Source organism: Sphingomonas sp. YR710 (genome assembly GCF_900101455.1).
Lineage (GTDB): Bacteria > Pseudomonadota > Alphaproteobacteria > Sphingomonadales > Sphingomonadaceae > Rhizorhabdus.
In genome coordinates this window covers 25,565-44,943 of record NZ_FMZJ01000004.1, presented here as the reverse complement: position 1 = coordinate 44,943, position 19,379 = coordinate 25,565, and the positions used below count along the sequence as shown (strand labels likewise).

Below are 19,379 nucleotides of genomic sequence, written 5' to 3'. Positions count from 1 at the left end.
GCCCCCGGCAGCGTGAACGGATCGGCCACCCTGCGGGCAAACAGGATCATTTGGACATATTGGGCCCGAAGCGCAGCCTGACGCGCATGCCATACATGCGGGGATCGCCGAGTTGGCGCCCGTCGAAACCGAATGAACCGAACAGCCCGTTGACGGTGATCACATTGACCTGGCCGGTGACATTGGTTGCGAACACCGCAAGGTCGATCGGCTTATTCATGACATTGTGCCAGTCGAGATTCAGGTCGAGCTGCCTCACTGGCGTCGAACGCAGCGGCGTGACCGAGGCGGCCTGAATCTGATAGGAGGTTTGATAGCGATAGCTCGCCCCCATATCGACCTTACCGGTCGATGCCGGGAGAGGGAGCGTTACCGTGCCGCCGATATTGGCCGACCATTTCGGCGAATAAGGCAGTTCGCCGCCGACATCGGCCGTCGGGATGACGACATAGCCGGGCAAGCTCACGGCTTGGCGTGAGATCAGCTTCGTCTTCAGATAATTCGCAGCCCCATCCAGCCGGAAAATCCGACCGAATAGTAGCGAAGCGTTCATTTCCGCGCCATAGATCCGCGATTTGCCCGCGTTGAAGATCGACGTTCGGTTCGATCCCAGCGTACCGGGCAACGGCTGTAGCGCGAACTGGAGCTGCTGTTTGGACAACCGGTTATAATAGCCGGCAATATTGAAGATGCCCGAAACCGTTCCGGCAAACTCGGTCTTGGCACCCAGTTCATAGGCATCGACCGACTCAGGCTCGAAGGTCTGCGCCAGCGGGGCGGCGAACGGGTTGGCTGCGCCCTGGCGATAGCCGCGTGACCAGGTTCCATAGACCATCAGCCTTTTGATCGGCTTATAGGCCGCGTTGAGGGTCCAGGTAGGCTTCGTCGACGACGTGCTCGATTCGACGCGGCAGCCGGGCACCGCGAAGCCGGCCTCGCAAATGACGGGCCCCGCAGCATTAAATGCCCCATTTGTCGGAAATAGCCGCAGCTGTGCGACGGACACGCCCCGCGACCGATCATAGGTATAGCGGATGCCTGCGGTCAGCTTGAGCGTGTCGGTGAGGGCGTAGGTGCCCTGCGAATAGGCCGCCATGTTGATATATTTGACCGAGCCTTTGGCCATGTTCACGGAGGTGGGCGCGGCGGCAGAACTGCGGCATCGATAATCGTCGGCGGTTTCGACGGCCAGGCTGAGGCAAACCGCGCCGTTTGATGGCCCGACGCTGCCGACCAGCGCGTCCGGCGTGCTGATTTCGTAGTAAAGACCTGCCTGCCAGTTCAGCTTGCCGCCGATCGCCACTCCCTGAAGCTGCAGCTCATCGACAAGATTGTTCTGGCTGTTGGTATATCCGCCCTGCGGGTTGAATGAGACCGACGTGTAGATGATAGTACCCGGACCAGCGGAAAAATTGCTGCCGAAGATGGCGGCCCGCAAGCCCTGCCTGATCTGCGAATAAGACATATTGTTCTTGATCGTCACGCCGCGCGACACACGAAAGGTCGTTTGATTTATGACCTGCCAGAATCTCGTCCGCGATCGGGGATTGGGCAGGTTGATTTCGACCTGATAGGGATCGTTGCCAGCTTGCAGTCGTGCGACTTGCGCGGCGGCGAGCCGGCCCAGGCCGAGCGCCGGATTGGCGTTGAAGACCTGGAACGCTGCTGGCTGATGATCCGAGAATGAATAAATGCCGACCGTATAATTCTCGATATCCGGGGTAAGATCGATATCAAGGCTCGCCCGCGCGGCCGTATAATCGACATCGGCATAGGTCCGGGGCCCGATTCCGGAGACATTGTGCAGATAGCCGTCGCGCTGCATCTTATCGACACCCAGACGCAGTCGCACATCCGAAGAAACCGGGACGTTGACGATGCTCTGGATCCGCAGCATCCCGAAATTGCCATATGTACCCTCGATATAGCCTTCGAAGTTTCGGGTGGGCTTGCGAGGGGCGAACAGGACGGCTCCGCCCGTCGTGTTGCGTCCGAACAGGGTGCCTTGCGGCCCTTTCAGGACCTGCACATTTTGCAGATCGAAGAGGTAGGCCGGTCCGGCACCATCACCGCCCGAAAGGCTGGCGCCGCCACCGCGCGGCGCCACGACATCCGCGAAATAGGTTCCGACAGAAGCTGACGTCCTTAACTCCTGCGTGAAACCGCGAATCGAAAACGTCGACATTTCGGGCGAATATCGTTGGGTCGCCGTCAGGCCGGGGATATATTTCGCAAGCGAGTCGGCGCTCGCGATATTCGCCTGGAGCAATTTGTCCGAACTCAGCACACCGACCGATATCGGTACATCCTGCAGGCGCTCTTCCATACGCCGCGCAGTGACAACGATTGCCGCGCTCTCACTTTCGGCGGAAGCGGACGATGCCGTTTGAGCGCATGCCTGGCTGCTCGTTGACAGTGGAATCAGGCCTGCGGTTGTGCATAAAAGAAGGCGCCAAAAGCGCCGGCTCAAAACCATCATGCTCTCTCCGGTAGTCACTGTTTGGTTCAGTGCGGAAATTGAAAATATCAAATGCATTTCATAAATATTGGCAAATTATCGCACCGATGGTATCAAATTTGGAGAACCTCTATCCAGAAATAGCAAATCTACCATCTAATTAACAACCTTCTTGCTCCAGCAGATTGGCGCATACTTGCTATACGGTACATAATGACCGTTTAGTCACGAGAAATCACCAAAAAAGGTAGGTGGGCCGGAAAGCGCGTTCCGTGGTGTGATCGACGCACACAGAGTTCATCGGACAATGGTCAAGTGGCAATATCAATCGCGGCTGTCGCTGAAGGGAATGCCGGGCACGCATTCCCGAGGGCAATGAGCCGAGGCCTGGCCCGTCAATCCTCGGCGGAGCGTGTTCGCCAGCGGCGATAAGCGTTGGCAAACAAGCCGAGCACGATCACCGATGTAATACACAGGGCGATATAGGCCGCATGGCTGTGCAAATATTCGATCCATATGAAGCCCGCCGCATAACTGATCGCGACGCAGGCAACGAAGGTCTGTAGCGAATTCGATCCGATGATCGCGCATTGGCGAAATATCCAGAGCCGTTGCAGCCGCGGCCACATCCAGAACAAGCTCATCACCGCCCAGCTCACCGATAAAGCATGTCCGGCCCGAACCGGACCGACACGAACCTTGCTTTGATACATCACCGAAAAATCATACCAGTCCTGCGCGAGATAGAGCCAGGTGAAGGCCGCGAAGATGATCCAGGGCAGCAGCAGCAAGTACCAGTTACCCTGTGTTTTGCGCCGCAGACCATCTAGCAACCGGTATCGCCCCGCCGCCATCGCAACGAAAAACAACGCCTGCCACGATGCCGGATTGAAATTCCAGCCCCAGTCACCGAGCGGCGATCCCCCCGGAATATTGAAACCGGGATTTTGATGAGCGTACCAGTATAAGGCGATCGACAGCAGCACGGCGACGATTGCCTGCGCCCGCAGCATGATCGCGAACAGCGGCGCCATCGCCAGCAGCACGATATATGTGACGAGGATCTCGAGGCAATAAGGCTGGATATAGAGGATCAGGAACTGGCCGAACGTCGTTGGCCCGCCGGTGAAAAAATAGCGGTAGAAGCTCAATCGTGCCATATCGGGCGAAACCCAGCACATTGGCAGCAAGACCAGGAACAAGGCCAGATTATAGGCATATAGCTTGCCTGCCCGCACCCACACCTTACTGGCGAAGGCCGGAATCGGCGGATCTTTGGCGGCGCTAAAATAGACGGCACCAACAAGATACCCGGATACGAGAAAGAAGATTTCGGCGGCGCTGGAGAAGCCCCATAGCGTCAGCGTCGGAAATTGCCGGCCGACCATGCCCATTCGATCGGTGAAACCGGTGATATGGTTGATCGTAATCGTGATGAGCGCGAAGCCGCGCAGGATATCGATGGTTTGATCTCGCGGGGCCACCAACGGGGCCGCATCGGAAAAGCTCGGATTTTCGACGGTCACCGGCGCGCCCATACAGCAGAGCCGGGAAAATTCAACGCGGATACGGTTAATGATATAGCGTTCATTGATCCTGAACCCCTGTCACCCATATAGAGCAGGTAGCGATGGGGATCGGTACCCCATCATCGGAGATTGCATGACTGAACAGCTTCCTGTGTTGCCGTTGCGCGATATCGTGGTTTTTCCGCACATGATCGTTCCCCTGTTCGTGGGGCGCGAGAAGTCGGTTGCCGCGCTTGAGAGCGCGATGACAGGTGACAAGTCTATTTTCCTCGTCGCGCAGCTCGATCCTGCTGAAGATGACCCCGATCGCGATGCACTCTATGATGTCGGCGTTGTGGCAACGGTGCTGCAGCTGCTGAAACTGCCCGACGGCACCGTACGGGTGCTCGTTGAAGGCGGTCAGCGGGCGCGGCTTGGCGAATTCAACGCATCGGGAACACATTTGACGTCCACGGTCGATCTGATCGAGGATGTCAATGTCGACAATCCCGAAGCCTCGGCGCTGATGCGTTCGGTAGTCGATCAGTTCGAAAATTATGCGCGCCTCAACAAGAAGTTGCCGGCCGAGACCTCTGTCCAGCTCGGGCAGATCGAGGAAGCCTCGAAGCTTGCCGACGCGGTGGCCGCCAATATCACGATCAAGGTCGCCGACAAGCAATCCTTGCTTGTCGAACTCGATCCGATGAAGCGCCTGGAGATGACGTTCGCCTTCATGGAGGGTGAACTGGGTGTCCTGCAGGTTGAAAAGAAGATTCGCAGCCGCGTGAAGCGGCAGATGGAAAAGACACAGCGCGAATATTATCTGAACGAGCAATTGAAGGCCATCCAGCGCGAACTGGGCAATGGCGACAGCGAGGAAGGGGGGGATGAGCTTGCCGAACTCGCATCCAAGATCGCTACGCTCAAACTGTCGAAGGAAGCGCGTGCCAAGGCCAGTGCCGAGCTGAAGAAGTTGCGCGGGATGGCGCCGATGTCCGCCGAGGCGACCGTCGTGCGTAATTATCTCGACGTGCTGCTGGGCCTGCCATGGGGCAAGAAATCGAAGCTCAAGAAGGATATCGCCGCGGCGCAGGCCGTGCTCGATGCCGATCATTTCGGGCTGGAGAAGGTCAAGGACCGGATCGTCGAATATCTGGCGGTGCAGGCGCGCACCAACAAGCTGAAGGGGCCGATCCTGTGCCTCGTCGGGCCTCCCGGCGTCGGCAAGACCTCGCTCGGACGCTCGATCGCCAAGGCGACCGGCCGTGAGTTCGTGCGCCAGTCGCTCGGCGGCGTGCGCGACGAGGCCGAAATTCGCGGCCATCGCCGAACCTATATCGGCTCGCTGCCGGGCAAGATCGTGTCGAACCTCAAGAAGGCCGGCACTTCGAATCCGTTGTTCTTGCTCGACGAGATTGACAAGCTCGGCCAGGATTTCCGCGGCGATCCGGCGTCGGCGCTGCTCGAGGTGCTCGATCCCGAGCAGAACAACAAGTTCCAGGATCATTATCTGGAGATCGACATCGATCTGTCCGACGTCATGTTTGTGACGACGGCCAACAGCCTCAATCTGCCACAGCCACTGCTCGACCGCATGGAGATCATCCGGCTCGAAGGCTATACCGAGGATGAAAAGGTCGAGATCGCCAAGTCGCATCTGCTGCAGAAGCAGATCGATGCGCACGGCCTGAAGCCCAGCGAGTTTGAGCTGACCGACGGCGGTCTGCGCGATCTGATCCGATATTATACGCGCGAGGCCGGTGTCCGCACGCTCGAGCGTGAGATCGCAAAGCTTGCGCGCAAGGCGCTGCGCCGGATCCTTGAAGGCAAGGACACGTCGATCGTCGTTAGCCCGGACAATCTTGCCGACTTCGCCGGCGTGCGGAAATTCCGCTACGGTGTTGGCGAGGAAGAGGATCAGATCGGTGCTGTGACCGGGCTGGCGTGGACCGAGGTGGGCGGCGAGCTGCTGACGATCGAGGCCGTGACGGTGCCTGGTAAGGGTGCGGTCAGCACGACCGGCAAGCTCGGCGACGTGATGAAAGAATCGGTGCAGGCGGCCTTCAGCTTCGTGAAGGCGCGCGCGCCGGGGTACGGAATCAAGCCGAGCCTGATCGCGCGCAAGGATATTCATATCCATTTGCCCGAAGGAGCCGTGCCGAAGGATGGCCCATCGGCCGGAATCGGTATCGTTACGTGCATCGTTTCGACTTTGACGGGCATTCCGGTCCGCCGCGAAGTGGCGATGACCGGCGAGGTGACCTTGCGCGGTCGGGTCCTGCCGATCGGCGGGCTAAAGGAGAAGTTGCTGGCGGCTCTCCGCGGTGGAATCACCACCGTGCTAATCCCGAAAGACAATGAAAAGGACCTTGTCGAACTCCCTGCGAATATTAAGGAAAATCTCAAGATTATTCCTGTGTCGCATGTCGATGAAGTGCTGAAGCTCGCTTTATCCGGCCCGATCGCGCCCATCGAATGGACCGAGGCGGACGATCTGGCGACACAACCCATCGCGCCGCCAATCGCTGCGACCGAAGGCAGCGTGCCGATCCGGCATTGAAACGCTAAATCCTCCCCGAGGTCACTCGGGGAGGATTTCTCAAATTTCTGGGTAGGTTATTGAGAGAACCTCAAGTTCTTTCTCACCTACCGGCAACTGGACGCGCCGCAGGTCTCCGACGGCGGCGCCGCGCAGGGCAAAGGCGAGCGGGGAGCGCCATCCGATATGGCCCGTACCGGCGTCGGTCTCGTCGTCGCCGACCAGAGTCACCGTCCGTTCGACATCATTTTCGTCGACGACAACGACCGTTGCCCCGAAATAGACTTTAGAACGATCGACCTGCTGCGATGGATCGATCACCTTCGCGCTTTTCATCCGCTTGGACAGAAAGGCCAGTTCGCGATCGATCTCCCGGAGTTTCTTGCGGCCGTAGATATAGTCGCCATTTTCGGAGCGGTCGCCATTGCCCGCAGCCCAACTGATAACCTCGACCAACGCGGGGCGATCGATCGAGAAGAGCTGCTCGTAGCGTTGGCGCATGGCGGTGAAACCGGCAGGGCTGATATAATTCGGCCGATCGGTCATCGCGCGCGCCGCTGATTGAGCACCTCATAGGCGATCACAGCGGTGGCGACCGCGACGTTGAGGCTGTCGGCGCTCCCGAGCATCGGCATCTTCACCAGCAAGTCGCATTCGGCCTCATAGGCCGCCGGCAGGCCCTGTGCCTCATTGCCGACGAGCAGGAAGGTGGGAGCGGCGTAGCGCGGCGCCTGATAATCGTGTGTCGCCTTCAGGCTGGTGCCGACGAGCTGCCCCGGCCCGGTTCGCAGCCAAAGCAGGAACTCCTCCCAGCGGGCGGTCGCGATGCGCTGCGTGAACAAAGCGCCCATCGTCGCCCGTACGGCCTCCACGGAAAAGGGATCGACACAATCGTCGACAAGGATCAGGCCACCGCCGCCGACGGCATCACCTGTTCTGAGGATCGTGCCCAGATTGCCGGGATCGCGCAGCGATTGGGCGACGATCCAGATGTCGGAGGCGCTCCTATCGATCCGGGCGAGCGACGTATCAAACTCGCGATACACGCCGATCACCGTCTGCGGATTATCCTTGCCCGACAATTTCGACAGGATATCGCGATCGGTCTCGATCGCCTCGCCGCCCTTGGCCTCCACAGCATCGACCAAACGCTGCGTCAGCGGATGCGCGGCCGATTCTTTCGCGAAGAAGATGTATTCGGGCAGGATATCGCAATCCGCCGCTTCGGTGAGGATGCGCAGCCCTTCCGCAAGAAACAGGCCTTCCTCGCGACGATGGCGCTTTTCGCGAAGCGCACGCACCCGCTTGATCAGCGGATTGGAAAAGGCGGTGATCTGGCGGGGCAGGGCAAGGGTTCCGGTTGGGTTGAGAGCCGAGCCATAGCTGCATTGCTCATCATGCTGAACTGGATTCAGCGTCCGTTGCCGCGAACTATGATCCGCGTGCTCTGAGGCGCCAGAACGACAAAAGTAATTGGTCGCTCAATCCTCGCCGAACTTGCCTTCGACCAGTTCGGCCAGCACGGTGATCGCCTTTTCGGCACCATCGCCGGTTGCCGAGATGATCACGCTATCGCCCTTGGCGGCACCCAGCATCATCAACCCCATGATCGACGTGCCGGCGACCTTTGAACCATCCTTCTCGACTTCGATATTGGCGCTTTGCGCGCTGGCCAGGGTCACGAACTTAGCGCTCGCACGCGCATGCAGGCCGCGGATATTGGTGATCTGGACTTCCCGCTGGAAGAGCATCGTCATGCAGCAGCCTCTCCTAAGACTTCAGATGCGACCGATATATATTTCCGGCCGGCATCGCGCGCAGCCGCAACTGCAGCCTTGATCTTCATCATCTTACGCGCGCCTTCAAGCCGAATCAGCATGGGCAGGTTGATGCCTGCGATGACTTCGATACGCCCCGGTTCCATCAGCGAGATCGCCAGATTGGATGGCGTTCCGCCGAACAGGTCGGTCAGCAGGATCACGCCGGAGCCGCTGTCCACGGCCTGCACCGCGCGCGCGATATCCGTGCGGCGGCTCTCCATATCGTCGTCGGGGCCGATACAGATCGCCTCGATCGCCGTCTGCGGACCAACCACATGTTCCATCGCCGTCACGAATTCGGCAGCCAGGCGGCCATGTGTAACAAGCACCAATCCGATCATCTTACTACCCGACCATCCCTCGTGATCCCACGCCCGGCACGATGCTCTCCTCCGCGCCCGAAATCTCCAGTGTCAGATCGCGATGTTGGAGCGTGGGCGAAAAACCAGCGTCGCGCAACCGTCCAGCGAGCCATTCTGCAATGTGAACCGAACGATGTTTGCCCCCGGTACATCCGATTGCGATCGTAACATAGCTTTTCCCTTCGCCTTCATAGCGGGGTAGCAGCAAAAGGATAAGATCTTCGATACGTCGCCGGGCCTCGGCGTAGATGGGGTCCGCAGCGATATAGTCACCGACATCCGGATCGAGGCCGGTTTTGGGCCGCAGTAACGGATCCCAGTGCGGATTGCGCAGGAAGCGCATGTCGAACATCAGATCCGCATCGCGGGGCACGCCGCGCGAAAAGGCGAACGACATCACGGTCAGCATCGTCCCATGCTGGCCCGAGTCGCCGAAGCGCAATCGCAGCAAGGCCTGCAGATCGTTGGTGGTCCGGCCCGTGGTTTCGATCAGATGATCGGCGGCCTCACGCAGCGGGGCCAACAACTCGCGTTCATGCGTGATGCCATCCTCAATCGGGCGATCCAATGCCAGCGGGTGCAGGCTGCGTGTTGCCGAATAGCGGCGTGCGATCTCCACGCCGCTACAATCGAGGAACAGGATGCCCGCGTCGCGGCCCTCGCCGTCGCGCAGGCTCCGAACCCTGCGCACGACCAGATCGCAGTCGAAATCGCGAGTCCGGCTGTCGATGCCAATCGCCAGCGGCCGATTGCTGTCGGTCGCCCCCTCCGGCGGCGCGGCGGCGAGCAACTGATCGAGCAGCGACAGCGGCAAATTGTCGACCGTTTCCCAGCCCATATCCTCGAACGTCTTCAACGCTGTCAATTTGCCGGCGCCAGACATGCCGGTCACGAACAGGATTTTCTGCGGGCCCTTCAGTTCGGTCACTGCGCCGTTACCTCCAGGCCGCGAAGTCGCAGCGCAGCTTCGGCCTTGAGCGGAGCGGATGCTTCGAACGGTGCAAGGGGCAGGGTGGGGATCTCGACACCCTCGAGCCTGATTATAGCCATTTGGTCGGCAGGCATGCGGTCCGCCTGCTGATCCAGCATCAGCATGAGCGCAACCGGCGCGGCCTTGGCGCACGCCAGATCGACCAATCCGATACCGCGGATCTCGATCTTTCCGGCTATTTGGGGCGGTGCCGCCGCGAACAATATGCCGCCACGATTTTCAAGCATGGTATAATCATCGCTGACCAACAGCGCCCCGCGGTCGATCAGCCGCAGCGCCAGATCGGATTTTCCACTGCCCGATCGTCCGGAGAGCAGGAGCGCGCGACCGTCGATCACCACGCTCGTGGCATGGATCGGGTTGCGATGCTCATCCTGATGTTGATCTTCTGTCATCGACTGGCCACGGGCAGGCGGATCACGAATTTGGCGCCGGACGGGGCATTGTCGCGATCCTGAACCTCAATGGTGCCATTATGGCCCTCTACGATCGCCTTGGCGATAGCCAGGCCGAGCCCGCTATGGCGTCCGAATTGCTCGGTTTCCGGCCGGACGCTGTGAAAGCGGTTGAATATCGCCTCGCGCGCCTCGGCGGGAACGCCGGGCCCTTCATCCTCGACCCGGATCAGCACATCTTCTCCATCACGGGTGGCAGCGACCTGAACCAGTCCGCCTTTTGGCGAAAAGGATATGGCGTTTTCGACAAGGTTTTCGACCACGCGGGTCAGGCGTGATCCATCGCCGAATACGACTGCGGTTCCGCGATGCGGTCTGGCAAAGGCAACCCGGACGTCGCCGTTGCGGTTGCGGACTTCGCGGGAAGACACCAACCCTTCGATCATCACGCCGAGATCGATCGTCTCGAACCGTGCGCGAGCGAGTTCTGCATCAACGCGCGATGCTTCCGAAATATCGGTGATCAGCCGATCGAGCCGGGCGACATCATCCTGAATCACGTCGATCAATTGCTGCTGCAGCGCCGGATCCTTTACCAACGCCAGCGCGTCGACCGCCGACCGCAGGGACGCCAGCGGGTTTTTCAGTTCATGGGTGACATCAGCAGCGAAGGCCTCGGTAGCGTCAATACGCTGCCGGATGGCCATGCTCATGTCGGACAATGCACGGGCGAGCGTGCCAATCTCGTCGCGGCGGGAGGGCAGGCGCGGCACCTGCACTTCCCGGGCGCGGCCGAGCCGAACCCGGTGCGCGGCCAGCGCGAGCCGGCGCAGCGGCCGAACGATCGTACGCGCCAGGAACAGCGAAAGCAGCACGGAGAGCACAACGACGATAAGCAGGACGATCCCCAGGCGTAGCCTTTCGGCGCGTACGATGCGGGTAATGTCGCGCTGGTTTTCAGTCGAGAGCAGCACCTGGCTGCGGTCCGGGCGCGAGCCAGGAATCGGTATGGCGGCAATGATCACCGGCGTACGATCGGGAGCACGCTTCACGGAGGTAATGATATTGTGCGTTTCGATCGCGCCCCGCGCTTCGGGCCATTCTCGCAATTCATCATTGCGTGGTTCGGCAAAATCTTTGGGACGGTCGGCGCCGACCACGCGATCTATGACCCGGTCCAGGAACCGAGCCACGCGCTTCTGCCAATCTTCCATCGTCGGATCGCGCAACTCATATGTCGGGCCAGTGATGGCCCAGCTATCGAGTTGAGGACGGCCGTTATCGGTTGCTGAACCGTAATCGAAGATGCGCAGGCGCGTCCCGGTCGCCATGCCGACCTTGGCGATCAGCGGGCCGCGTCCGCCATCCGGCGCGGCAGCTATGGCTTCGGCAATCAGTCGTGTCTGTGACGCTGTTTCCTCCACGCGCGCATCGACGAGCTGTGAACGAAAACTCTCGAGATAAAAAAAGCCGCCCGCCAACATCGCCAAGGCTATGATGTTGACCGCCAGAATGCGTGTCGTCAGCGAGCCGCCCGCGGCCCAGCCGCGAAACGTCGTTCCGTCGTCACTCCTCAGCAAACCGGTATCCTACGCCGTAAAGGGTCTCGATCGCCTTGAAGTCATTGTCGACCTGCCGGAACTTGCGGCGCAGGCGCTTGATATGACTGTCGATCGTGCGATCGTCGACATAGACATCGTCCTGGTAAGCGGTGTCCATTAACTGGTCGCGCGATTTGACGAAGCCCGGACGCTGGGCAAGGGCCTCCAAGATCAGGAATTCCGTTACCGTCAATGTGACGTCCTGGCCGTTCCATTGCACACGATGTCGTGCCGGATCCATCTCCAGCCGCCCGCGAACGATGCGCTCGGCGGGGGGGCTATCGGCAGCAGGCTCTCCGCCCGCCCGCAATTCGGTGCGGCGCAGGATCGCGCGAATCCGGGCGATAAGAAGCCGTTGCGAGAAGGGTTTGGTGATATAATCATCGGCGCCGAGCGCGAGGCCGAGCGCTTCGTCGAGTTCATCATCCTTGGACGTCAGGAAGATCGTCGGCACGGCGCTTTTCTCACGGAGCCGGCGGAGCAGTTCCATGCCATCCATCCGCGGCATCTTGATATCGAGCACGGCGAGGTCCGGCGGATTGTCCAGCAGCGCCTTGAGTGCCGTTTCACCATCCGAATAGATTCGGACCGTAAACCCTTCGGATTGCAGCGCGATCGATACAGAGGTGAGGATATTACGATCGTCATCGACGAGCGCTATGGAAGCCGACATGGGACCGGATGGCCTCCCTGAGGTTTATCTGGCCCGAGATCGTGCCCGAGAACGACGTGTCCGAAAGTTGCGGATGCAGTCTTAGCGCACAGGCAAAGGGCATTCAACCGTCTCCAACGATCGCTTTACGATCCGGGCCTTTGCAATTATGCGCACGTGAAGAGTGAAGGAATCGGTCGGATGCGGCATCGTCAGACTGGCGCGCAGACCGATCAGAAGCAGGGAACGGCCGTTCAGGCCACTTTCCCGACCACAGGAGATTATTCGTGCCCGAGTTAACCCCCGCATTTGGCCTTGATCAGCAGGGCATCGCCGTTGGCGCCAAGCTGTTCTGGAATCTCGGCACTGCGCCGCTCGTGGAGCATGCGCTGGCCCGCGGGGAAGGCCAGTTGGCTAAGGATGGCCCGCTGGTCGTGAAGACCGGCGCACATACGGGTCGTTCGGCGAATGACAAATTTATCGTTCGCGATGCCGAAACCGAGTCCACAGTATGGTGGGGCAAGACCAACAAGGGCATGACGCCCGAGCATTTCGCTGCCCTGAAGGCGGACTTCCTGACCCACCTTGGCACGAAGGACAGCTTGTTCGTTCAGGATTTGTTTGGCGGGTCGCAGCCGACGCACCGCGTCAACGTGCGCGTGATCAACGAGCTCGCCTGGCACAATCTGTTCATCCGCACCTTGCTCGTGCGTCCGGGTGCCGAAGAGCTGGCCGCCTTCATCCCCGAATATACGATCATCGACCTTCCGACCTTCAAAGCCGACCCCGTTCGTCACGGCACCCGCGGGGAGACCGTCATCGCAGTCAATCTCAGCGAGAAGCTTATTCTGATCGGCGGCACCAAATATGCCGGCGAGATGAAGAAGTCAGTGTTCGGCATTCTCAACTACAAGCTCCCGGCAGCAGGCGTGATGCCGATGCACTGTTCGGCCAATATCGGCCCCAACGGCGACACCGCGGTCTTCTTCGGCCTGTCGGGCACCGGCAAGACGACCCTGTCGGCCGATGCCAGCCGTACCTTGATCGGCGACGACGAGCATGGTTGGTCGGACGAAGCGGTCTTCAATTTTGAAGGCGGCTGTTATGCGAAAATGATCCGCCTCTCGCCCGAGGCCGAGCCTGAGATTTTTGCGACGACCAAGCGTTTCGGCACCGTGCTCGAAAACGTTGTGATGGACGAAACCAGCCGCGAACTCGACTTCGATGACGCGACCCTGGCCGAGAACAGCCGCGGCTCCTACCCGATCGAGTTCATCCCGAATGCCTCGAAGGACAATCTGGGCCCAGTTCCCAAGAACATGATCTTCCTGACGGCGGATGCTTATGGGGTGTTGCCGCCGATCGCGAAGCTAACCCCCGATCAGGCAATGTACCACTTCCTCTCGGGCTATACCGCGCGTGTCGCCGGCACCGAGATCGGCGTTACCGAGCCCGATGCGACCTTCTCGACCTGCTTCGGTGCGCCGTTCATGCCGCGCCACCCGTCGGTTTACGGGAATCTGCTCAAGTCGCGCATCGCCAAGGGCGGTGTCGATTGCTGGCTCGTCAACACCGGCTGGACCGGCGGGCAATATGGCGTCGGTAGCCGGATGCCGATCAAGGCCACCCGTGCTTTGCTCAATGCAGCGCTCGATGGCAGCCTGAACAACGCAGAATTCCGCACCGATCCGAATTTCGGCTTCAAGGTGCCGGTTGCGGTTGCCGGCGTGGACAGCAAGATCCTCAATCCGCGCGAAACCTGGCCCGATGCGGCTGCCTATGACGAGACAGCCGCCAAGCTCGTCGGCCGCTTCATCGCCAATTTCGAGCAATTCGAAGAACATGTCGACGAGGGCGTCCGCCAGGCTGCCCCCAAGGCTGCCTGATCGCCGAACCACAGACCGTAAGGTCGCAAGAAAGGCGTTCCGGTTGAGGCCGGGGCGCCTTTCTTGCGTATCAAGGAATAGAAATGGTCCACATTCCCAGATTGTTTGACAGTAAAGCCTCCGTCGATCGGGTTGCGCTCGGATTGATCGACCGCAGCCTGCCGAAAGCCGAATGGACTCATGAGGCGCATCTTGGCGCTTGTCTCTGGATCGTCACGCAACGCCCGGACATCGATCCCGAACACGATCTGCGGGGCATCATCGGCGGCTACAATGAGTCCGTCGGCGGCGTGAATGACGATCATGGCGGCTATCATGACACGATCACCCGTTGCTTCATTGTCGGCGTGCGCAACTGGCTGGCGCGCACCGATGCACGGATCCTGCTCGACAGGGTCAATGGGCTGCTCGCAGCCGATGAGGGGCAGCGCGATTGGCCGCTCAGATTCTATAGCAAAAGCAGGCTGTTTTCGGTCGAAGCGCGGCGCAATTTCGTCGAGCCGGATAAAGCGCCTTTTCCGATGCCGGCTGCGCCGTAACTTTCGGCTCGATACATACTAAATTTTAAAGGTTTGCGGCGTTAATGCGGGCATGTACGAAGGTCATTCCCCCAAGAGAGATGAATCTGCGGCTGCCGCAGATCGGAGAGGCTGGGCACGGCTCGGCGCCATATTCGGCAAAACGGACGGGGATGACCCGGCCGGAAATGGTGGGGCGGCGCTTGTGCCTGGCGAGACGCGCACGGTCGATCTGTTCGATCGCATCGGTGGATTTCTAAGGGCGAACCGGCTCGATCCGACGCCGGTAAACTACGATCTCGCCTATCAATATTTTTGCTCGGACGATCCGGTGGTGCTCGCGGCGGTCGATGCCGCCATTGCGCGCGACGGCATGCTGCGGGCAGAGATCGCCCAGGAAATTGCCGACTCGACCACGAATCAGGTTTCGACCGAGCTCGTCGACCAGTTGATCGAGCGCGCCCACGAAAGCATGACCCTCGCCGCCGGTTTGGTCACGCAGTCGACGGCCGATGCCAGGGCCTATGGCAACGCCCTCGAAAAGGGCGCAGCAGCCTTCGATGCTGGCGCCGAGCCTTCAAGCCGGGCGATCGGTCTGTTGGTCGAACTTACGCGCACCATGATCGGTAAGACCCAGGACGCCGAACGACGCTTGCAGGAAATGGGCACCCAGATGGTGTCGCTGAAGGACAATCTGGCAGAGGCGCAGGCGACAGCGGAAACGGATCCGCTCACCGGTCTGGCCAATCGCCGCGCATTCCAGACGAGGCTGAACGCGGCTTTGGAGCAGGCTTTGGCAGAGGATTACCCCCTGACTGTCGCCTTTTGCGACATCGATCACTTCAAAGCGATCAATGACAATTTCGGCCATGATACCGGTGATCGCATTCTGCGCCTTGTCGCCGATGCTCTGTCCGAAGGCGCCGGCGAGGACACTTGTGTAGGCCGCTATGGCGGCGAGGAATTCCTGATTCTATTCGATGGGATCATGGCGCGCCGGGCGGCCATGCGCGTCGACGATATACGCGATGATCTGCAGAACCGGGCGCTCGTATCCCGCACCACCGGCGAATCGCTGGGCACCGTCACCTTCTCGGCGGGCGTCGCGCAGCTCAGGGAAGGTGAGGATGTCGCGGAAATGCTGCGCCGCGCGGATGAGGCACTGTATAAAGCCAAAGGCAGCGGAAGAAACCGCGTGATCATTCACGGCGAGGAGTGAGAGTCTGGCTGGAAATGCGCAAGCAGGCGCATTCTTTTTCGGCCGCGCATAATCACGCAGGATGCACGGTGGGACTGGCGGTAGCGGGCGAGGCGACATATATGGCCTCGAATCCTTTCCTCTACCCACGGATTCGCACCTCATGGATATCAGCCTCGGCCTAACTTTCGACGACGTGCTCCTGCGGCCCGGCGAATCGGATGTGTTGCCGAGTCAGGCCGATACGCGAACCTTCGTCACCAAAGCGATCGCGTTGAACATCCCGATCCTGTCATCGGCGATGGACACCGTGACCGAGGCCGACATGGCGATCGTGATGGCGCAGCTCGGCGGCATCGGCGTGCTGCATCGCAACCTCACGGTCGAAGAACAGGCTGACGCAGTCCGCGCCGTAAAGCGCTATGAATCGGGCATGGTGGTCAATCCGATCACGATGGCACCCACTCAGACCTTGGCGGATGCCCGCGCGTTGATGACGCGTCACCGCATCTCGGGCATCCCGGTCGTTGAGAACGACGGCAAGCTCGTCGGTATCCTTACCAATCGTGATGTGCGCTTCGCGGAAAACCCTGGTCAGCCGGTCCATGAGCTGATGACGAAGCAGAATCTGGCGGTGGCGCCCGCCGGCGTATCCTCCGAGGATGCGCGTCGCCTGCTGCATTCGCGGCGGATCGAGAAATTGCTGGTCGTTGACGAGCATTATCGCTGCGTCGGCCTGATCACTGTCAAGGACATGGAAAAAGCGGTCAATTATCCGTCGGCCACCAAGGACGCCACGGGTCGCCTGCGTGTCGCAGCCGCGACCACGGTCGGAGACAAGGGGTTTGAACGGACCGAGGCCCTGATCGACGCCGAATGCGATCTGATCGTGATCGACACCGCGCATGGCCACAATCGCGAGGTCGCGCGTGCGGTTGAGCGGGTCAAGCGGCTCTCCAATTCGGTTCAGGTGATCGCCGGCAACGTCGCCACCGCCGAGGCCACCCGTGCGCTGATCGATGCCGGTGCCGATGGGGTCAAGGTCGGGATTGGTCCGGGTTCGATCTGCACGACAAGGGTCGTGGCGGGCGTCGGCGTACCGCAACTGACCGCGGTGATGGAGTCGGCGGCCGAGGCCGCCAAGTCCGGCATCCCCGTGATCGCCGATGGTGGGTTGCGAACGTCGGGCGACCTCGCCAAGGCGCTGGCTGCTGGGGCAGGGTGCGTAATGATCGGATCGCTGCTGGCGGGCACCGAGGAGGCGCCGGGCGAGACCTTCCTGTACCAGGGCCGTTCGTACAAGGCCTATCGCGGCATGGGGTCGGTCGGCGCAATGGCGCGCGGTTCGGCAGACCGCTATTTTCAGCAGGATATCAAGGACCAGATGAAGCTGGTGCCCGAAGGCATTGAGGGGCAGGTGCCCTATAAGGGCACGGCGCGCGATGTGATCCATCAGCTCGTCGGTGGCGTGAAAGCCGCGATGGGCTATACCGGCGCTCATACGATCCCGGATCTGCAGCAGCGCGCGCGATTTGTGCGGATCACCAATGCCGGGCTGCAGGAAAGCCATGTCCACGATGTCGCCATCACGCGCGAAGCGCCAAACTATCCGACGCGCTAGGCATAAGGCCGGTCCGTTTGGCCGGCGCGCGAAGACCATTTGCTCGTCAGCGCGCGGGTCGACCGGAGAAGATTTATGACGCCGTCCGCACGCGCACAGGCCGCAATTGAATTGCTGGATGAGATTATTGGTGCCGCGCGCGACGGCGGTGCCGCCGCCGATACGCTGATCGCGCGCTATTTCAAAACGCGCCGTTACGCCGGCTCGAAGGATCGCCGGGCGGTGCGCGAACTGGTTTATCGAGCGATCCGGCGCTCCGGCGATCGGCCGCAAAGCGGTCGTGCCGCACTGATCGGCGTGGCGCGACAGGACGCCGAGGTCGCCAAACTGTTCGATGGCAGCCCGCATGGCCCGATGGCGATCGACAAGTCCGAGAAGCACGCGCGGGGTGGCGCCCTGCCGGCATGGCTTGCGTCGAAGTTGAACGATAAGTTCGATGCCGATGCGCAGGCAGCATTGCTCGATCGTGCACCGCTTGACGTCCGGGTCAACCGGCGGAAGGCCGATCGAGTGACGGTGATCGCGCTGATCCCGGACGCCGTGCCGACGCCGCACGCGCCATCCGGTATTCGCCTGCCCGAGGGAACGGCAATTGAGGGACTGGAGGCCTGGAATGACGGCCTGATCGAGATCCAGGATGAAGGCAGCCAGCTTATTGCCCAGGCATGCCGCGTGCGGCCGGGAATGACCGTGCTTGACTTGTGCGCTGGCGCCGGCGGCAAGACGCTCGCACTTGGCGACGATATGGGCGACGAGGGGCGGCTGATCGCCAGCGATACTGATCGTGCGCGGTTATCGCGGCTCAGCCCCAGGGCCGCGCGCGCTGGACTCGGTTCGATCGAGACCCGGCTGCTCGATCCGGGCCGCGAGGGCAATGTGCTCGGTGATCTCAGCGAGGCCTGCGACGTCGTGCTGGTTGATGCGCCCTGCTCGGGCACGGGTACCTGGCGGCGCAACCCGGAAGCGCGCTGGCGCCTGAATCCCGAACGCCTCGCGCGACTGACTGCGCTGCAGGCGCAGGTGCTTGATGTCGCTGCGCCTTTGGTGAAGCCCGGCGGCGCGCTGGTATATGCGGTCTGCTCGGTGCTGGATGAGGAGGGGGCCGGTCAGGTCGCATCGTTCCTCGAACGGACTACGGGTTTCCGCGCCGAAAAGGATTTGTTCACGCCCGGCCGATATCATGGCCCTGGCAAGCTGCTGAGCCCCGGAAATGATGGAACGGACGGATTTTTCGTCGCTAGGCTAGTCCGTGCATGCTAAGAGAGCATCGTGCGTATGTGTTGGAGATATTGATGCGGTTCTCGCCGATGACGCTTGCTTTGTCGTTGACCCTGCTGACCGTTTCGAGCGGCGTGAACGGGCAACGCACCGATGACCAGATTAATCCGAAGTCGCTGGCGCTGCTGACCGAAGGGCAAAACCAGCTCAAGGCGGGCAATTTTGTCGCTGCCAATGACGCATTGGAAACCGCTTTGGCGGTCGATCCGCGCAACCGGGCGGCCTTTATCGCACTCGGCCGGGTTGCCCAGGCGCAGGCGCTGCCGGGCAAGGCGATCAGGCTCTATTTCGAGGCGCTCTCGCTGGAACCCAATGACGTAACGGCATTGTCCGCCCAGGGCGAAGCGATGGTCCAGCGTGGCGCCGTCGAGCGTGCACGCGCCAATCTCGTGCGGGTACGGGCATTATGCAAAAGCGAATGTGCGCCTGCGACGCAACTCGCCGCCGCGATCGCCAAAGGTCCGCCACCCGCCATTGTTGCTGTGCAGAACAATGATAAAGCTCCGCCCAAAGGACAGGAAAAAAGCAGCACTAATCAGTAGTTTGGACTGT

General features: G+C 60.7%; 17 protein-coding genes. 7 read left to right on the top strand and 10 right to left on the bottom strand.

The genetic code is table 11. The annotated features are described in order from the left end of the window. Nucleotides 1–46: 46 nt before the first annotated feature. Together BLS13_RS06315 and opgC are read right to left on the bottom strand one after the other, a co-directional pair. On the bottom strand, nt 47–2,326 hold the full coding sequence (locus BLS13_RS06315) for a TonB-dependent receptor (protein ID WP_176943463.1): 2,280 nt from the start codon (nt 2,324–2,326) through the stop codon (nt 47–49). A 527-nt stretch (nt 2,327–2,853) separates the two neighbouring features. Continuing rightward, the gene (gene opgC / locus BLS13_RS06310) at nt 2,854–3,984 is read right to left on the bottom strand and encodes an OpgC domain-containing protein (RefSeq protein WP_256325735.1); all 1,131 of its coding nucleotides are present in this window, start codon (nt 3,982–3,984) and stop codon (nt 2,854–2,856) included. A 136-nt stretch (nt 3,985–4,120) separates the two neighbouring features. Here opgC and lon point away from each other — a divergent pair, with 136 nt between their 5' ends. Further along, nucleotides 4,121–6,526 carry an endopeptidase La gene (gene lon / locus BLS13_RS06305; protein WP_093450739.1) on the top strand — a complete coding sequence of 802 codons (2,406 nt, stop codon included), beginning with the start codon at nt 4,121–4,123 and terminating at the stop codon, nt 6,524–6,526. Nucleotides 6,527–6,565: 39 nt separating this feature from the next. Here lon and BLS13_RS06300 read toward each other — a convergent pair whose 3' ends face one another. The 8 genes from BLS13_RS06300 to BLS13_RS06265 form a co-directional block, all read right to left on the bottom strand. Further along, nucleotides 6,566–7,051 carry a GreA/GreB family elongation factor gene (locus tag BLS13_RS06300; protein ID WP_093450737.1) on the bottom strand — a complete coding sequence of 162 codons (486 nt, stop codon included), beginning with the start codon at nt 7,049–7,051 and terminating at the stop codon, nt 6,566–6,568. After that, complete coding sequence (locus BLS13_RS06295; RefSeq protein ID WP_093450736.1) at nt 7,048–7,851, bottom strand: TrmH family RNA methyltransferase; 804 nt, start codon at nt 7,849–7,851, stop codon at nt 7,048–7,050. Before BLS13_RS06295 ends, BLS13_RS06300 begins: the two co-directional genes overlap by 4 nt. A gap of 135 nt (nt 7,852–7,986) precedes the next feature. Continuing rightward, nucleotides 7,987–8,256: an HPr family phosphocarrier protein gene (locus tag BLS13_RS06290; RefSeq protein ID WP_371128188.1), complete on the bottom strand. Its 270-nt coding sequence runs from the start codon at nt 8,254–8,256 to the stop codon at nt 7,987–7,989. A gap of 2 nt (nt 8,257–8,258) precedes the next feature. Then, complete coding sequence (locus BLS13_RS06285; RefSeq protein WP_093450732.1) at nt 8,259–8,666, bottom strand: PTS sugar transporter subunit IIA; 408 nt, start codon at nt 8,664–8,666, stop codon at nt 8,259–8,261. A gap of 4 nt (nt 8,667–8,670) precedes the next feature. Continuing rightward, nucleotides 8,671–9,606 (bottom strand): RNase adapter RapZ, encoded by a 936-nt coding sequence (gene rapZ, locus BLS13_RS06280; RefSeq protein WP_256325751.1) that lies wholly within the window; start codon nt 9,604–9,606, stop codon nt 8,671–8,673. A 5-nt stretch (nt 9,607–9,611) separates the two neighbouring features. Further along, nucleotides 9,612–10,073, bottom strand: coding sequence for an HPr kinase/phosphorylase (locus tag BLS13_RS06275; RefSeq protein ID WP_093450730.1), 462 nt, complete (start codon nt 10,071–10,073; stop codon nt 9,612–9,614). Then, nucleotides 10,070–11,653: a sensor histidine kinase gene (locus BLS13_RS06270; RefSeq protein ID WP_256325734.1), complete on the bottom strand. Its 1,584-nt coding sequence runs from the start codon at nt 11,651–11,653 to the stop codon at nt 10,070–10,072. The genes BLS13_RS06275 and BLS13_RS06270 overlap by 4 nt, the downstream gene beginning before the upstream one ends. Beyond that, on the bottom strand, nt 11,640–12,347 hold the full coding sequence (locus tag BLS13_RS06265) for a response regulator transcription factor (protein ID WP_037525970.1): 708 nt from the start codon (nt 12,345–12,347) through the stop codon (nt 11,640–11,642). Before BLS13_RS06265 ends, BLS13_RS06270 begins: the two co-directional genes overlap by 14 nt. Before the next feature lie 266 nt (nt 12,348–12,613). Between BLS13_RS06265 and BLS13_RS06260 the strand changes: the two genes are divergently transcribed. The 6 genes from BLS13_RS06260 to BLS13_RS06235 all read left to right on the top strand — a co-directional run bounded on the left by BLS13_RS06260 (nt 12,614) and on the right by BLS13_RS06235 (nt 19,369). Then, entirely contained in the window at nt 12,614–14,212 is a 1,599-nt protein-coding gene (locus tag BLS13_RS06260; RefSeq protein WP_093450728.1) for a phosphoenolpyruvate carboxykinase, read from the top strand. 83 nt (nt 14,213–14,295) lie between these two features. Beyond that, nucleotides 14,296–14,751 carry a hypothetical protein gene (locus tag BLS13_RS06255; RefSeq protein ID WP_093450726.1) on the top strand — a complete coding sequence of 152 codons (456 nt, stop codon included), beginning with the start codon at nt 14,296–14,298 and terminating at the stop codon, nt 14,749–14,751. A gap of 184 nt (nt 14,752–14,935) precedes the next feature. Next, a complete protein-coding gene (locus BLS13_RS06250; RefSeq protein WP_256325733.1) occupies nt 14,936–15,949 on the top strand; it encodes a GGDEF domain-containing protein in 1,014 nt (337 codons plus the stop codon). Nucleotides 15,950–16,091: 142 nt separating this feature from the next. Then, a complete protein-coding gene (gene guaB, locus BLS13_RS06245) occupies nt 16,092–17,549 on the top strand; it encodes an IMP dehydrogenase (RefSeq protein ID WP_093450724.1) in 1,458 nt (485 codons plus the stop codon). A gap of 75 nt (nt 17,550–17,624) precedes the next feature. Beyond that, nucleotides 17,625–18,809, top strand: a complete 1,185-nt coding sequence (locus tag BLS13_RS06240; protein WP_093450722.1) for an RsmB/NOP family class I SAM-dependent RNA methyltransferase — start codon at nt 17,625–17,627, stop codon at nt 18,807–18,809. A 32-nt stretch (nt 18,810–18,841) separates the two neighbouring features. Beyond that, entirely contained in the window at nt 18,842–19,369 is a 528-nt protein-coding gene (locus tag BLS13_RS06235) for a tetratricopeptide repeat protein (protein ID WP_093450721.1), read from the top strand. Nucleotides 19,370–19,379 lie beyond the last annotated feature (10 nt).

What these genes read in the sequence shown, in the direction of transcription:
- BLS13_RS06315 (WP_176943463.1), bottom strand. Translation starts at nt 2,326, where the DNA reads ATGGAAGAGCGCCTGCAGGATGTACCGATATCGGTCGGTGTGCTGAGT.
- lon (WP_093450739.1), top strand. Translation starts at nt 4,121, where the DNA reads ATGACTGAACAGCTTCCTGTGTTGCCGTTGCGCGATATCGTGGTTTTT.
- BLS13_RS06300 (WP_093450737.1), bottom strand. Translation starts at nt 7,051, where the DNA reads ATGACCGATCGGCCGAATTATATCAGCCCTGCCGGTTTCACCGCCATG.
- BLS13_RS06290 (WP_371128188.1), bottom strand. Translation starts at nt 8,256, where the DNA reads ATGCTCTTCCAGCGGGAAGTCCAGATCACCAATATCCGCGGCCTGCAT.
- BLS13_RS06285 (WP_093450732.1), bottom strand. Translation starts at nt 8,666, where the DNA reads ATGATCGGATTGGTGCTTGTTACACATGGCCGCCTGGCTGCCGAATTC.
- BLS13_RS06275 (WP_093450730.1), bottom strand. Translation starts at nt 10,073, where the DNA reads ATGACAGAAGATCAACATCAGGATGAGCATCGCAACCCGATCCATGCC.
- BLS13_RS06265 (WP_037525970.1), bottom strand. Translation starts at nt 12,347, where the DNA reads ATGTCGGCTTCCATAGCGCTCGTCGATGACGATCGTAATATCCTCACC.
- BLS13_RS06255 (WP_093450726.1), top strand. Translation starts at nt 14,296, where the DNA reads ATGGTCCACATTCCCAGATTGTTTGACAGTAAAGCCTCCGTCGATCGG.
- guaB (WP_093450724.1), top strand. Translation starts at nt 16,092, where the DNA reads ATGGATATCAGCCTCGGCCTAACTTTCGACGACGTGCTCCTGCGGCCC.
- BLS13_RS06240 (WP_093450722.1), top strand. Translation starts at nt 17,625, where the DNA reads ATGACGCCGTCCGCACGCGCACAGGCCGCAATTGAATTGCTGGATGAG.
- BLS13_RS06235 (WP_093450721.1), top strand. Translation starts at nt 18,842, where the DNA reads ATGCGGTTCTCGCCGATGACGCTTGCTTTGTCGTTGACCCTGCTGACC.